This is a genomic window from Streptomyces sp. NPDC052682, from assembly GCF_040678435.1.
Taxonomy (GTDB): domain Bacteria; phylum Actinomycetota; class Actinomycetes; order Streptomycetales; family Streptomycetaceae; genus Streptomyces.
Genome location: NZ_JBFATS010000001.1, coordinates 359,556 through 373,396, shown reverse-complemented (window position 1 = coordinate 373,396; position 13,841 = coordinate 359,556). Strand labels below are relative to the sequence as shown.

The 13,841-nt window shown below is 73.8% G+C and carries 13 protein-coding genes; 11 read left to right on the top strand and 2 right to left on the bottom strand.

The window, feature by feature from the left end; all coding sequences use genetic code 11:
- Positions 1–11 precede the first annotated feature (11 nt).
- Positions 12–1,244, top strand: coding sequence for a radical SAM family heme chaperone HemW (gene hemW / locus AB0K80_RS01650; protein WP_365664706.1), 1,233 nt, complete (start codon positions 12–14; stop codon positions 1,242–1,244).
- Between the two features lie 23 nt (positions 1,245–1,267).
- Here the strand turns inward: hemW and AB0K80_RS01645 are convergent, their stop codons facing one another.
- Together AB0K80_RS01645 and AB0K80_RS01640 are read right to left on the bottom strand one after the other, a co-directional pair.
- A complete protein-coding gene (locus AB0K80_RS01645) occupies positions 1,268–2,083 on the bottom strand; it encodes a DUF3097 domain-containing protein (RefSeq protein ID WP_365664704.1) in 816 nt (271 codons plus the stop codon).
- 31 nt (positions 2,084–2,114) lie between these two features.
- Positions 2,115–2,846 (bottom strand): MBL fold metallo-hydrolase, encoded by a 732-nt coding sequence (locus AB0K80_RS01640; protein ID WP_365664702.1) that lies wholly within the window; start codon positions 2,844–2,846, stop codon positions 2,115–2,117.
- A gap of 168 nt (positions 2,847–3,014) precedes the next feature.
- Between AB0K80_RS01640 and hrcA the strand changes: the two genes are divergently transcribed.
- The 10 genes from hrcA to AB0K80_RS01590 all read left to right on the top strand — a co-directional run bounded on the left by hrcA (position 3,015) and on the right by AB0K80_RS01590 (position 13,837).
- The gene (gene hrcA, locus AB0K80_RS01635; RefSeq protein WP_365664700.1) at positions 3,015–4,031 is read left to right on the top strand and encodes a heat-inducible transcriptional repressor HrcA; all 1,017 of its coding nucleotides are present in this window, start codon (positions 3,015–3,017) and stop codon (positions 4,029–4,031) included.
- On the top strand, positions 4,031–5,170 hold the full coding sequence (gene dnaJ, locus AB0K80_RS01630) for a molecular chaperone DnaJ (protein ID WP_365664698.1): 1,140 nt from the start codon (positions 4,031–4,033) through the stop codon (positions 5,168–5,170). Before hrcA ends, dnaJ begins: the two co-directional genes overlap by 1 nt.
- A 165-nt stretch (positions 5,171–5,335) precedes the next feature.
- Positions 5,336–6,421 (top strand): nitronate monooxygenase, encoded by a 1,086-nt coding sequence (locus AB0K80_RS01625; protein ID WP_365664696.1) that lies wholly within the window; start codon positions 5,336–5,338, stop codon positions 6,419–6,421.
- Complete coding sequence (locus tag AB0K80_RS01620) at positions 6,418–7,158, top strand: 16S rRNA (uracil(1498)-N(3))-methyltransferase (protein WP_365664694.1); 741 nt, start codon at positions 6,418–6,420, stop codon at positions 7,156–7,158. Before AB0K80_RS01625 ends, AB0K80_RS01620 begins: the two co-directional genes overlap by 4 nt.
- A 14-nt stretch (positions 7,159–7,172) precedes the next feature.
- The gene (locus AB0K80_RS01615) at positions 7,173–7,565 is read left to right on the top strand and encodes a VOC family protein (protein ID WP_365664693.1); all 393 of its coding nucleotides are present in this window, start codon (positions 7,173–7,175) and stop codon (positions 7,563–7,565) included.
- 140 nt (positions 7,566–7,705) lie between these two features.
- Positions 7,706–8,197: a hypothetical protein gene (locus AB0K80_RS01610; protein WP_365664691.1), complete on the top strand. Its 492-nt coding sequence runs from the start codon at positions 7,706–7,708 to the stop codon at positions 8,195–8,197.
- Positions 8,198–8,259: 62 nt separating this feature from the next.
- On the top strand, positions 8,260–11,463 hold the full coding sequence (locus AB0K80_RS01605; RefSeq protein WP_365664689.1) for a PDZ domain-containing protein: 3,204 nt from the start codon (positions 8,260–8,262) through the stop codon (positions 11,461–11,463).
- Between the two features lie 95 nt (positions 11,464–11,558).
- Positions 11,559–11,912, top strand: a complete 354-nt coding sequence (locus AB0K80_RS01600; protein WP_365664687.1) for a histidine triad nucleotide-binding protein — start codon at positions 11,559–11,561, stop codon at positions 11,910–11,912.
- Positions 11,913–11,918: 6 nt separating this feature from the next.
- Positions 11,919–12,824 carry a ribonuclease Z gene (locus tag AB0K80_RS01595; RefSeq protein ID WP_365664685.1) on the top strand — a complete coding sequence of 302 codons (906 nt, stop codon included), beginning with the start codon at positions 11,919–11,921 and terminating at the stop codon, positions 12,822–12,824.
- A 20-nt stretch (positions 12,825–12,844) separates the two neighbouring features.
- Entirely contained in the window at positions 12,845–13,837 is a 993-nt protein-coding gene (locus AB0K80_RS01590; protein ID WP_365664683.1) for an adenosine deaminase, read from the top strand.
- Positions 13,838–13,841: the final 4 nt, after the last annotated feature.

Genomic DNA, 13,841 nt, shown 5'->3' with positions numbered 1-13,841 from the left:
CAATGGAAGGCATGCCTTCCGCACTCCCCGACGGCGAGCCCGTCCCCGCCGACGGCGCGCTGCCCCCGCAGGCGCTGGCCGGGGCCGCCCACCGCCCCCTCGGCTTCTACCTGCACGTCCCGTACTGCGCGACCCGCTGCGGCTACTGCGACTTCAACACCTACACCGCGACCGAGCTGCGCGGCACCGGCGGCGTGCTGGCCTCCCGGGACAACTACGCCGAGACGCTCGTCGAGGAGGTCCGCCTGGCCCGCAAGGTGCTGGGCGACGACCCGCGCCCTGTCCGTACGGTGTTCGTCGGGGGCGGCACCCCGACCCTGCTGGCCGCCGACGACCTGGTACGGATGCTGCGCGCGATCCGGGACGAGTTCGGCCTGGCACCGGACGCCGAGGTCACGACGGAGGCCAACCCGGAGTCGGTCGACCCGGCGTATCTGGCGCGGCTGCGTGAGGGCGGCTTCAACCGGATCTCCTTCGGCATGCAGAGCGCCCGGCAGCACGTCCTGAAGGTGCTCGACCGCACGCACACGCCCGGGCGCCCGGAGGCCTGCGTGGCTCAGGCCCGGGCGGCGGGCTTCGACCACGTGAACCTGGACCTGATCTACGGCACCCCGGGGGAGTCCGACGACGACTGGCGGGCGTCGCTGGACGCGGCGCTGGGCGCCGGCCCCGACCACGTCTCCGCCTACGCCCTGATCGTCGAGGAGGGCACGCAGCTGGCCCGCCGGATCCGCCGGGGCGAGGTGCCGATGACCGACGACGACGTGCACGCCGACCGGTACCTCATCGCGGAGGAGACGCTGTCGGCGGCGGGCCTTGAGTGGTACGAGGTGTCCAACTGGGCCGCGTCCCCCGGCGCCCGGTGCCTGCACAACGAGCTGTACTGGCGGGGCGCCGACTGGTGGGGCGCCGGGCCGGGCGCCCACAGCCACGTCGGAGGGGTGCGCTGGTGGAACGTGAAGCACCCGGGCGCGTACGCGGCGGCGCTGGCGGCCGGGCGGTCGCCCGGGGCCGGGCGCGAGGTGCTGTCACAGGAGGACCGCCGGATGGAGCGGATCCTGCTGGAGCTGCGGCTGCGGGAGGGGGTGCCGCTGGAGCTGCTCAGGGAGCAGGGGCTGGCCGCTGCCCGGCGGGCGCTGTCGCAGGGGCTGCTGCAGACGGGGCCGTACGAGGAGGGGCGGGCCGTGCTGACACTGCGGGGGCGGCTGCTGGCGGACGCGGTGGTGCGGGACCTGGTGGACTGATCACTCGGGTGGGTGAATCGGTGTCAGGCCCCACCGCTGTCCGTGACAAAGTCGATCAGTTCCTCCACCCGCCCCAGCAGCTCCGGCTCCAGGTCCTTGTAGGACCGCACCCGCCCCAGGATCCGCTGCCACGCCGCCCCCGTGTTCTCCGGCCACCCCAGCGCCCGGCACACCCCCGTCTTCCAGTCCTGCCCGCGCGGCACCCGCGGCCACGCCTCGATCCCCAGGGACGACGGCTTGACCGCCTCCCAGATGTCGATGAACGGGTGGCCCACCACCAGCGCGTGCTCGCTCGTCACCGACTCGGCGATGCGCCACTCCTTGGAGCCCGGCACCAGATGGTCCACCAGCACGCCCAGCCGGGCGTCCGGGCCCGGCCCGAACTCCTCGACGATGGACGGCAGGTCGTCCACGCCCTCCAGGTACTCCACGACCACGCCCTCGATGCGCAGGTCGTCGCCCCACACCTTCTCCACCAGCTCGGCGTCGTGCCGGCCCTCCACGTAGATCCGCCCGGCGCGGGCCACGCGCGCGCGTGCGCCGGGGACGGCCACCGAACCGGAGGCCGTACGGGTGGGACGTACCGGGGCCGATGAGGAAGGGGGCCGGACGAGCGTCACCGCCTGACCCTCCAGCAGGAAACCGCGCGGCTGGAGCGGGAACACCCGGTGCTTGCCGAAGCGGTCCTCCAGGGTCACCGTGCCCGCCTCGCAGCGGATCACCGCGCCGCAGAAACCGCTGACCGGCTCCTCCACCACCAGGCCCGGCTCGGCCGGGACCTCGGGGACCGGCTTCGGCTTCTTCCACGGCGGGGTCAGGTCCGGAGAGTACTGGCGCATTCGGATGACGATAGGAGAAGCGGGCGGGTCGTCACGGAGACACGCCGAAACGGGCGGCGAGCGCGTCGCGTTGCGCGCGGACGAACGCCGCGTCCACCACCGCTCCGTGCCCGGGCACGTACAGCGCCTCCTCGCCGCCCAGGTCCAGCAGGCGGTCGAGGGCGGCCGGCCAGTGGGACGGCACGGCGTCCGGGCCCGCCTGGGGCTCGCCGGACTCCTCGACCAGGTCACCGCAGAAGACCACCTCCGGATCGCCGGGGACCAGGACGGCGAGGTCGTGGGCCGTGTGCCCCGGGCCCACGTTCGCCAGCAGCACCTGGCGGCCCGCGCCCAGGTCCAGGGTCCGCTCGCCCGACACCAGGTGGCGGGGCGCGGCCAGCGCGTCGACCGCCTCCTCGGCCGCGCGGGCGTCCAGGCCGTGCCGGACCGCGTCCGCGCGCAGTTCCTCGCGGTCACGCGCGCGCGTGACCACCCCGTCCACGCCCACCGCCCCGAACACCTCCGCGCCCGCGAACGCCCCCGAGCCCAGGACGTGGTCGAAGTGCGGGTGGGTCAGCGCGAGATGCGTCACACGGTGGCCGGCGAGCCGCTGCGCCCGCGCGCGCACCCGGGCGCCCTCGGCCAGGCTCGACCCCGCGTCGATCACCAATACCGCGTCCGCCCCGACGACGAGCCCCGCCGTGCAGTCCCACACCGGCAGCCGGCACCGCCCCACCCCGGCCGCGACCCGCTCCCATCCCAGCTCTTCCCAAGTCACCGTCATACGGCGACGCTAGCGGGGAAGGGGACGCGGGGGCGGCGCCGCCGGACCGACCTTGCCCGGGGAGTACCCCACCGCCGTACACTGGCCGGGGAAGTCTGGCACTCACACGCGCCGAGTGCCAGGCCGGGGGACGGGACCCGGGCCGACGACAGCTGGAGGTGTGCGCGGATGCTCAGTGAACGCAGGCTTCAGGTGCTGCGCGCCATCGTCCAGGACTACGTGGGCACCGAGGAGCCCGTCGGCTCCAAGGCGCTCACCGAGCGGCACAACCTCGGCGTCTCCCCGGCCACCGTGCGCAACGACATGGCGGCCCTGGAGGAGGAGGGGTACATCGCCCAGCCGCACACCAGCGCCGGGCGCATCCCCACCGACAAGGGCTACCGGCTCTTCGTGGACAAGCTCGCGGGCGTCAAGCCCATGTCAGCGCCGGAGCGCCGGGCCATCCAGAACTTCCTCGAGGGCGCCGTCGACCTGGACGACGTGGTGGCCCGCACCGTGCGGCTGCTGGCGCAGCTGACCCGGCAGGTCGCCGTGGTGCAGTACCCGTCGCTGACCCGGTCCACGGTGCGGCACGTGGAGCTGCTGTCGCTGGCGCCCGCGCGCGTGATGCTCGTGCTGATCACGGACACCGGGCGGGTCGAGCAGCGCGTGGTCGACTGCCCGGCGCCCTTCGGGGAGACGTCCCTGGCGGATCTGCGCGCGCGGCTCAACAGCCGGGTCGCGGGCCGGCGGTTCACGGACGTGCCGAGCCTGGTGGAGGACCTGCCGGAAGCCTTCGAGGTCGAGGACCGCGGTACGGTCTCGACGGTGCTCTCCACCCTGCTGGAGACGCTCGTCGAGGAGAACGAGGAGCGGCTGATGATCGGCGGCACCGCCAATCTGACCCGCTTCGCGCACGACTTCCCCCTCACGATCCGGCCGGTGCTGGAGGCGCTGGAGGAGCAGGTGGTGCTCCTGAGGCTGCTCGGCGAGGCCAAGGATCCGGGCGTGACCGTCCGTATCGGTCATGAGAACGCCCACGAAGGACTCAACTCCACGTCCGTCGTGTCGGTCGGCTACGGTTCGGGCGGCGAGGCAGTCGCCAAGCTCGGCGTGGTCGGACCGACCCGCATGGACTACCCGGGAACGATGGGAGCGGTACGCGCAGTGGCACGGTACGTCGGACAGATCCTGGCGGAGTCGTAGTGGCCACGGACTACTACGCCGTACTCGGCGTGCGCCGCGACGCGTCGCAGGAAGAGATCAAGAAGGCCTTCCGGCGGCTCGCGCGCGAGCTGCACCCGGACGTCAACCCCGATCCGAAGACCCAGGAGCGGTTCAAGGAGATCAACGCCGCCTACGAGGTGCTGTCGGACCCGCAGAAGAAGCAGGTCTACGACCTCGGCGGCGACCCGCTCTCGCAGTCCGGCGGCGCCGGCGCGGGCGGCTTCGGGGCCGGCGGCTTCGGGAACTTCTCCGACATCATGGACGCGTTCTTCGGTACGGCGTCGCAGCGCGGTCCGCGCTCGCGCACCCGCCGCGGCCAGGACGCGATGATCCGCATCGAGGTCGAGCTCGACGAGGCCGCCTTCGGCACGACGAAGGACCTCCAGGTCGACACGGCCGTGGTGTGCACCACGTGCAACGGCGAGGGCGCCGCGCCCGGCACCTCCGCCCAGACCTGCGACATGTGCCGCGGGCGCGGTGAGGTGTCCCAGGTCACGCGGTCCTTCCTCGGCCAGGTCATGACCTCCCGGCCCTGCCCGCAGTGCCAGGGCTTCGGCACCGTGGTGCCCACGCCGTGCCCGGAGTGCGCCGGTGACGGGCGGGTACGGTCCCGCCGTACGCTCACCGTGAAGATCCCGGCCGGTGTCGACAACGGCACCCGCATCCAGCTCGCCGGCGAGGGCGAGGTCGGGCCCGGCGGCGGTCCCGCCGGTGACCTGTACGTCGAGATCCACGAGCTGCCGCACCCGACCTTCCAGCGGCGCGGCGACGACCTGCACTGCACGGTGACGATTCCCATGACGGCGGCGGCCCTCGGCACAAAGGTGCCGCTGGAGACGCTGGACGGCATGGAGGAGGTCGACATCCGCCCGGGCACTCAGTCCGGCCAGTCGATCCCGCTGCACGGCCGGGGCGTCACCCACCTGCGCGGCGGCGGCCGCGGCGACCTCATCGTCCACGTCGAGGTCACCACCCCGACCAAGCTCGACCCCGAGCAGGAGAGGCTCCTGCGCGAACTGGCCAAGCTGCGCGGCGAGGAACGCCCGCAGGGGCAGTTCCAGCCCGGGCAGCAGGGGCTGTTCTCGCGGTTGAAGGACGCGTTCAACGGACGGACGTGAGCGTCGGGGCGGCCGGCCGGGGGTCCGGGGGTCGGCCCCCCCAGGACGCGTTCAACGGGCGCTGACGTCGGGGCTCCCGGGGCGTCGGGCCCGGGCGTGCTGCTGGTCTATGCCAGTGCCCGGGCCGGGTTCGGGCAGGCCCGGAGGACGTGACACCATGCGGTCATGTCCTCCGCGCTGACCGATCTCTTCCCCCACCCGATCGTGCAGGCCCCCATGGCGGGCGGCGTCTCCGTACCGCGGCTCGCCGCCGCCGTGTCGGAGGCGGGCGGCCTCGGCTTCCTCGCCGCCGGGTACAAGACCGCCGACGGCATGTACCAGGAGATCAAGCAGCTGCGCAGCCTCACCGGCAGGCCCTTCGGTGTGAACCTGTTCCTGCCGCAGCCGGAGTGCGCCGACCCCGCCGCCGTCGACGTCTACGCCCACCAGCTGGCCGGCGAGGCCTCCTGGTACGAGACCGAGCTCGGCGACCCCGAAAGCGGCCGCGACGACGGCTACGACACCAAGCTCGCCGTCCTCCTCGACAACCCGGTGCCGGTGGTCTCCTTCCATTTCGGCGTACCGGCCCGCGAGGTGGTCGACTCCCTGCACCGCGTCGGCACCTATGTCCTGGTCACCGCCACCACCGCGGAGGAGGCCCGGGCCGTGGAACGCGCGGGCGCGGACGCGGTGATCGCGCAGGGCGTCGAGGCGGGCGGCCACCAGGGCACCCACCGGGACATCCCCGAGACGGACGGCTCCGGGATCGGCCTGCTGTCGCTGGTCGCCCAGGTCCGTGAGGCGGTGGGCCTGCCGATCATCGCCGCCGGGGGCATCATGCGCGGCGGCCAGATCGCCGCCGTCCTCGCGGCGGGCGCGAGCGCGGCCCAGCTGGGCACCGCGTTCCTCGCCACCCACGAGTCCGGCGCCCACGCCCTGCACAAGCAGGCGCTGACCAACCCCCTGTTCGTCCGTACGGAACTGACCCGCGCGTTCTCCGGCCGCCCGGCCCGCGGCCTGGTCAACCGCTTCCTGCGCGAGCACGGCCGGTACGCGCCCGCCGCCTACCCGGAGATCCACCACCTGACCGTTCCGCTGCGCAAGGCCGCCGCCAAGGCCGGTGACGCGCAGGGCATGGCGCTGTGGGCCGGGCAGGGCCACCGGATGGCCCGGGAGATGCCCGCCGGACAGCTGGTGGAGGTACTGGCGGGTGAACTCGCCGTCGCCCGGACGGCGTTGACGGGCTTCCCGGCGGGAGGTGCGGGCCGATGACGGCACCGGTGTTCGTGGTGGAGCACTTCCGCGCGGGCGGCGGCGGGCGGTACGTCCTCGACGGCCCGGAGGGACGGCACGCCGTCTCCGTGAAACGGCTGCGGCCCGGCGAGGACGTGATCCTCACCGACGGCGCCGGACGCTGGGCGGACTGCGTGGTGCTCGGCACCGAGGGCAAGGACCGGCTGATCGTCCAGCTCGACTCGTGGAGCGAGGAGCCGCCGGAGCAGCCCCGTATCACCGTCGTCCAGGCGCTGCCCAAGGGCGACCGGGGGGAACTCGCCGTCGAGACGATGACCGAGGTCGGCGTCGACGCGATCGTGCCGTGGCAGGCGGCGCGCTGCGTGACGCAGTGGCGCGGCGACCGGGGGCTGAAGTCCCTCGCCAAGTGGCGCGCCACGGCCCGGGAGGCGGGCAAGCAGTCCCGCCGGGTGCGCTTCCCCGAGGTCGCGGACGCGGCGACCACCAAGCAGGTGGCCGCGCTGCTCGCGCGGGCCGACTTCGCCGCCGTCCTGCACGAGAGCGGCGACGCACCGCTGGCGACGGCCCAACTCCCCTCCGAGGGCGAGATCGTGCTGGTCGTGGGCCCCGAAGGGGGCGTGTCCCCGGAGGAGTTGGACGTGTTCCGGGAGGCGGGTGCGCGGGCGTACGTCCTCGGTCGTACCGTGTTGCGTACGTCGACCGCCGGTACGGCGGCCGCCGCCCTGCTGCTCGGCCGCACCGGCCGCTGGTCCTGACCCCCGGGGGAACCGTGGAACTCGCCCAAGTCCGGCTCCTCGTCACCGACTTCCCGGCCTGCTACCGCTTCTACGCCGACGTGCTCGGCCTCGAGCCGCAGTCGGGCGCGGCCGACGGCCCGTACGAGAAGTTCAGCCCCGCCGCCGGATCGGCGGGCATCGCCCTGCAGGACCGGGCGATGATGGCCCGGGTCCTGGACGAACTCGCCGGGCCGGCGACCGGCCACCGCTCCCTGATCGCCCTGCGCGTCGACGACCTGGACAGCTACTGCGAGCAGATCACCTCCCGGGGCGCCGCCCTCCTGCACGGCCCGGCCCCCCTGACCGACCGCATGCGGGTGGCCCACCTGGAGGACCCCGAGGGCAACCTGGTGGAACTGCAGCAGTGGCTGCTGCCGCGCGGCTGACGCACGGCGCGTTCGGCTGACCGTATGCGCCCTACCGCACCGCGCGCGTCAGTGGCAGGCTGCCGTCCATGGGGGCGTTGAGGCGCATCAGCAGTCGACGGGATCGACGGTGGGGACGGCGTGGGACGCGGGCGGCGGCCGTGGCGGGGCTCGCGGTCGTCGCCGTGGGCGGCGCCGTGGCGTGCGAGCCGGGCGCGCTGAGCTCGGCGTCCGTGGCGTACACCACCGACGAGACCGTGACCGAGGAACTCAACCGGCAGAAGGCGGGCGTGCGGTGGCTGAGCTGCACCGCCTCCTACGGGGACAAGGGCGGCACGTCGCCGTCGGCGAGCCGGGACACCGTCGCCACCGTCGACTGCCAGGGCGAGACCAACGACGGCAAGGACATCACCGTCGACGGCGAGGTCACCCACGCGGTGGACGGCGCGTGCATCAAGGGTGACATCACCGCCAAGGTCGACGGCAAGGTGTGGTTCCACGTCAGGGGGCTCGGCGACTGCGACGCCACCAGCCCGCCCCCGGTCGGCGGCGGCCCCACCTACGGGCGGCCCGGGCCCACCGTCACCGTGACCGTCACGACGACCGTCTGGTGCGACCAGTACCCCAAGTGCAGGCCGGTGGAGGGCAAGTAGCCTGCGCGGCGAACTGATCCAAACCCCTGTCGGGCGGGGCGCCCCGTGCATAGGGTGATCGGGTGACACAGTCCGCAACGCCTGCGTATCTCCGGTTCCCGCATGTGCACGGCGAGTTGGTCGCCTTCACCGCCGAGGACGACGTGTGGCTCGCGCCCCTCGACGGCGGGCGGGCCTGGCGGGTCAGCGCCGACAACGTCCCGGTGACCCAGCCGCGCATCTCACCCGACGGCACCACCGTCGCCTGGACCTCCACCCGCGACGGCGCCCCCGAGGTGTACATCGCCCCCGTCGACGGCGGCCCCGCCACACGCCTCACCCACTGGGGAAGCTGGAAGACCCAGGTGCGCGGCTGGACCCCGCAGGGGCAGGTGCTCGCCCTCACCACCCACGGCCAGGCGAGCCTGCGCCGCACCTGGGCGCACGCCGTCCCGCTGGACGGCGGACCGGCCACCACCCTGCCGTACGGGCCGGTCGGCGACGTCGCCCACGGCCCGGAGCACACCGTGCTGCTGTCCGCGCCGATGGGCCGCGAGGCCGCCTGGTGGAAGCGGTACCGGGGCGGCACGGCGGGCAAGCTGTGGATCGACCGCGAGGGCGCGGGCGACTTCGTACGGCTCCACGAGGACCTGGACGGCAACATCGAATATCCCTTCTGGGTCGGTGACCGGATCGCGTTCCTCTCCGACCACGAGGGCACCGGCGCCCTGTACTCCTCCCTCGCCGACGGCTCCGACCTGCGGCGGCACACGCCCCTCGACGGTTTCTACGCCCGGCACGCCGCCAGCGACGGCTCCCGGGTCGTGTACTCCTCGGCCGGCGAACTGTGGCTCCTGGACGACCTGGACGGATCCGAGCCGCGGCGCCTTGACGTCCGGCTCGGCGGGCAGCGCGCCGACCTCCGGCCGTTCCCGGTCAACGCCGCCCGCTGGTTCGGCTCGGCCTCCCCCGACCACACCGCCCGCGGCAGCGCCGTGTGCGTCCGCGGCGCGGTCCACTGGGTCACCCACCGCTTGGGCCCGGCCCGCGCGCTCGCCGCGCAGCCCGGCGTCCGGGCCCGGCTGCCGCGCACCTTCCGCGCCGACGGCGAGGAGTGGGTGGTGTGGGTGACCGACGCCGAGGGCGACGACGCCCTGGAGTTCGCGCCCGCCACCGGCCCGGCCCCCGGCGCCACCCCGCGCCGGATCGCCGCCGGGCGGCTCGGCCGCGTCCTGGAGCTCGCCATGGCACCCGACGGCAGCCGCGCCGCGGTCGCCTCGCACGACGGGCGCCTGCTGCTCGTCGAACGGGAGACCGGCGAGGTACGGGAGCTCGACCGCAGCGAGGACGGCGACGTGTCCGGGCTGACCTTCTCGCCCGACTCCGCCTGGCTCGCCTGGTCCCACCCCGGCCCGCGCCCGCTCAGCCAGCTCAAACTCGCCCACACCACCGACCTGTCGGTCACCGAGGCGACCCCGCTGCGCTTCCAGGACTACGCCCCCGCCTTCACCCTCGACGGCAAACACCTGGTGTTCCTGTCCACCCGCTCCTTCGACCCGGTCTACGACGAGCACGTCTTCGACCTGGCCTTCGTCGAGGGCGCCCGCCCGCACCTGATCACGCTCGCCGCGACGACCCCGTCGCCGTTCGGGCCGCAGCGGCACGGCCGCCCCTTCGAGACGCCCGACCGGGAGGAGACCCCCGACAGCGAGGGCACCCCCACCACCCGCATCGACCTCGAAGGGCTCGCCGACCGCATCGTGCCCTTCCCGGTGGAGGCCGCCCGCTACTCCAACCTGCGCGCCGCCAAGGACGGGGTGCTGTGGCTGCGCCACCCGGTCACCGGCGTCCTCGGCCACTCCCGGGCCACCCCGGACGACCCCGACCCCAAGACCGAGCTGGAGCGCTACGACCTCGCCCAGCAGCGCATCGAGCACCTCGCCGCCGACGCCGACCACTTCGAGGTCAGCGGCGACGGCAAACGGGTCCTGCTGTGGACCGACGGCCGCCTGAAGGTCGTCCCCAGCGACCGGCGCGCCTCCGGCGACGACGACAGCGACACCAACATCACCGTCGACCTGTCCCGCGTACGGCAGTTCTGCGACCCGGCGGCCGAGTGGCGGCAGATGTACGAGGAGACCGGCCGCGTCATGCGGGACCACTTCTGGCGGCCCGACATGAACGGCGTCGACTGGGACGGTGTCCTGGAGCGCTACCGGCCGGTGCTGGACCGGGTCGCCACCCACGACGACCTGGTCGACCTGCTGTGGGAGGTGCAGGGCGAGCTCGGCACCTCGCACGCCTACGTCATGCCGCGCGGCGGCCACGGAAGCGGCGCCCGGCAGGGTCTGCTCGGCGCCGACCTCTCCCGCCACGAGGACGGCACCTGGCGGGTCGACCGGATCCTGCCGTCGGAGACCTCCGACCCGCAGGCCCGCTCCCCGCTCGCCGCGCCCGGTGTCGCGGTGCGCCCCGGAGACGCGATCGTGGCCGTGGCCGGACAGCCCGTCGACCCGGTGACCGGCCCCGCCCCGCTCCTGGTCGGCACGGCCGGCAAACCCGTCGAGCTGACGATCTCCCCGTCCGGCGGCGGCGAGGTGCGGCACGCCGTCGTCGTCCCCGTCGCCGACGAGGAGCCGCTGCGCTACCACGCCTGGGTCGCCGACCGGCGGGCCTACGTCCACGAGAAGTCCGGCGGCCGGCTCGGCTACCTGCACGTCCCCGACATGCAGGCGCCCGGCTGGGCCCAGATCCACCGCGACCTGCGCGTCGAGGTCGCCCGGGAGGGCCTGGTCGTCGACGTCCGGGAGAACCGCGGCGGGCACACCTCCCAGCTGGTCGTCGAGAAGCTCGCGCGGCGCATCGTCGGCTGGGACCTGCCGCGCGGCATGCGCGCCGAGAGCTACCCGCGCGACGCGCCCCGCGGCCCCGTGGTCGCCGTCGCCAACGAGTTCTCCGGCTCCGACGGCGACATCGTCAACGCGGCGATCAAGGCGCTCGGGCTGGGACCGGTGGTCGGCACCCGCACCTGGGGCGGCGTGATCGGCATCGACAGCCGCTACCGCCTCGTCGACGGCACGCTCGTCACCCAGCCGAAGTACGCCTTCTGGCTGGAGGGCTACGAGTGGGGCGTGGAGAACCACGGCGTCGACCCGGACGTCGAGGTCGTCCAGCGGCCGCAGGACCACGCCGCCGGGCGGGACGTCCAGCTGGACGAGGCGATCCGCCTCGCCCTGGAGGCACTCGAGACCACCCCGGCGAAGACACCGCCGAGCCTGCCCTCCTAGGGGCGCGGGGAACCGCGCGACCAGCGACGGAACACCCGCAGCCGGCGACGATACGATGCCCGTGAAGCTCCGCCCGACCCCCGGAGGGAACCCGCATGGCAGGGGAACCGCAGGACGACTGCCTGTTCTGCAAGATCGTCGCGGGGACGATCCCGGCGACGATCGTCCGTGAGACGGACACCACCGTCGCGTTCCGGGACATCAACCCCCAGGCGCCCACCCACGTCCTGGTGATCCCCAAGGCGCACTACCGGGACGCCGCCGCCCTGGCCGCCGGCGCCCCGCAGCTCGCCGCCGACGTGCTGCGCGAGACGCAGGCCGTCGCCGACGAGGAAAAGCTGGAGAGCTACCGCATCGTGTTCAACACGGGCAGCGGCGCCGGCCAGACCGTCTGGCACGCGCACGCCCACGTCCTGGGCGGCCGCGGCCTCGAGTGGCCCCCGGGGTAAGCGGCCTTGTCCGTACGTGAACTGGTGGTCCTGGGCACCGCCAGCCAGGTCCCCACCCGGCACCGCAACCACAACGGCTACCTGCTGCGCTGGGACGGCGAGGGCATCCTGTTCGACCCCGGCGAGGGCACGCAGCGCCAGATGCTGCGCGCCGGGGTCGCCGCGCACGACCTGAACCGGATCTGCGTCACCCACTTCCACGGCGACCACTCCCTCGGCCTCGCCGGGGTGATCCAGCGCATCAACCTCGACCAGGTGCCGCACGAGATCACCGCCCACTACCCGCGCTCCGGCAAGCGCTTCTTCGACCGTCTGCGGTACGCCACGGCCTACCGCGAGACGGTCCGGCTGACCGAGGCCCCGGTCGCCGCGGACGGCGTCCTCGCGGTGACCCCCGGCTACACCCTCCAGGCGCGGAAGCTGTCGCACCCGGTGGAGTCGTACGGCTACCTCCTCGTCGAGCCCGACGGGCGCCGCATGCTGCCCGACCGGCTCGCCGCGCACGGCATCACGGGACCGGACGTGGGCCGCATCCAGCGCGAGGGCGCGCTGAACGGCGTCCCCCTGGAGGCCGTCAGCGAGATACGGCGCGGCCAGCGGTTCGCGTTCGTCATGGACACCCGGCTGTGCGACGGCGTGTACGCGCTGGCCGAGGGCTGCGACCTGCTGGTCATCGAGTCGACCTTCCTCGACGAGGACGAGCCGCTCGCCGTCGAGCACGGCCACCTGACGGCGGGCCAGGCGGCGCGCGTCGCCCGCGAGGCCGGCGTACGGCACCTGGTCCTGACCCACTTCAGCCAGCGCTACACCGACCCGGACGAGTTCGAGCGGCAGGCGCGGGCCGCCGGGTACGAGGGCGAGCTGACCGTGGCGCACGACCTGCTGAGGGTGCCGCTCCCGAAGCGTCGGTGAGACGGCCGTACGATGATCGAATGCCCCTCCCGAAAGCCGAACTGCACCTTCACATCGAAGGCACCCTGGAACCCGAGCTGGCCTTCGAACTCGCCGCCCGCAACGGTGTGACCCTGCCGTACGCCGACACGGACGAGCTCCGCGAGGCCTACCGGTTCCAGGACCTGCAGTCCTTCCTGAACCTGTACTACGAGCTCATGGCGGTCCTGCGCACCGAGCGGGACTTCGAGGACCTCGCGAACGCCTATCTGGCCCGCGCCGCCGCGCAGGGCGTGCGGCACGCGGAGATCTTCTTCGACCCGCAGGCCCACACCCAGCGGGGCCTGGAGTTCGGCACGGTCGTCGAGGGGCTGTGGCGGGCGCTCGGCCGCAGCGAGGCCGCGCACGGCGTCTCCACCCAGCTGATCATGTGCTTCCTGCGCGACGAGTCCGCCGAGTCCGCCATGGACACCCTCCGGGCCGCCCGGCCGTACCTCGACCGGATCGTGGGCGTCGGCCTGGACTCGGCCGAGCTCGGGCATCCGCCGGCGAAGTTCCGTCAGGTGTACGAGGCGGCAGCGGAACTCGGCCTGCGCCGGGTCGCCCACGCGGGCGAGGAGGGCCCGCCCGCGTACATCACCGAGGCCCTGGACGTCCTCGGCGTCGAGCGCGTCGACCACGGGCTGCGCTGCATGGAGGACCCGGCGCTGGTGGAACGCCTGGTGCGCGACCGCGTCCCGCTCACCCTGTGCCCGCTGTCCAACGTCCGGCTCCGCACGGTCGACACCCTCGCCGACCACCCCCTGCCCGCCATGCTGGACGCCGGCCTCATGTGCACGGTCAACTCCGACGACCCGGCCTACTTCGGCGGCTACGCCGGCGACAATTTCGACGCCGTGCACCGGACGCTGGGCCTCGGCCCCGACCGGCTGCGCGAACTCGCCCGCAACTCCTTCCTCGCGTCCTTCCTGGAGCACGACGAGGAGCGGCGGGCGCGGTACCTCGCCGAGGTGGAGGCGTACAGCTTCGACTGAGCTG

Excerpts from the sequence above, each read along its gene's own strand:
- AB0K80_RS01625 (WP_365664696.1), top strand. The coding sequence starts at position 5,336 with ATGTCCTCCGCGCTGACCGATCTCTTCCCCCACCCGATCGTGCAGGCC.
- AB0K80_RS01590 (WP_365664683.1), top strand. The coding sequence starts at position 12,845 with ATGCCCCTCCCGAAAGCCGAACTGCACCTTCACATCGAAGGCACCCTG.
- hemW (WP_365664706.1), top strand. The coding sequence starts at position 12 with ATGCCTTCCGCACTCCCCGACGGCGAGCCCGTCCCCGCCGACGGCGCG.
- AB0K80_RS01645 (WP_365664704.1), bottom strand. The coding sequence starts at position 2,083 with ATGCGCCAGTACTCTCCGGACCTGACCCCGCCGTGGAAGAAGCCGAAG.
- AB0K80_RS01600 (WP_365664687.1), top strand. The coding sequence starts at position 11,559 with ATGGCAGGGGAACCGCAGGACGACTGCCTGTTCTGCAAGATCGTCGCG.
- AB0K80_RS01620 (WP_365664694.1), top strand. The coding sequence starts at position 6,418 with ATGACGGCACCGGTGTTCGTGGTGGAGCACTTCCGCGCGGGCGGCGGC.
- AB0K80_RS01640 (WP_365664702.1), bottom strand. The coding sequence starts at position 2,846 with ATGACGGTGACTTGGGAAGAGCTGGGATGGGAGCGGGTCGCGGCCGGG.
- hrcA (WP_365664700.1), top strand. The coding sequence starts at position 3,015 with ATGCTCAGTGAACGCAGGCTTCAGGTGCTGCGCGCCATCGTCCAGGAC.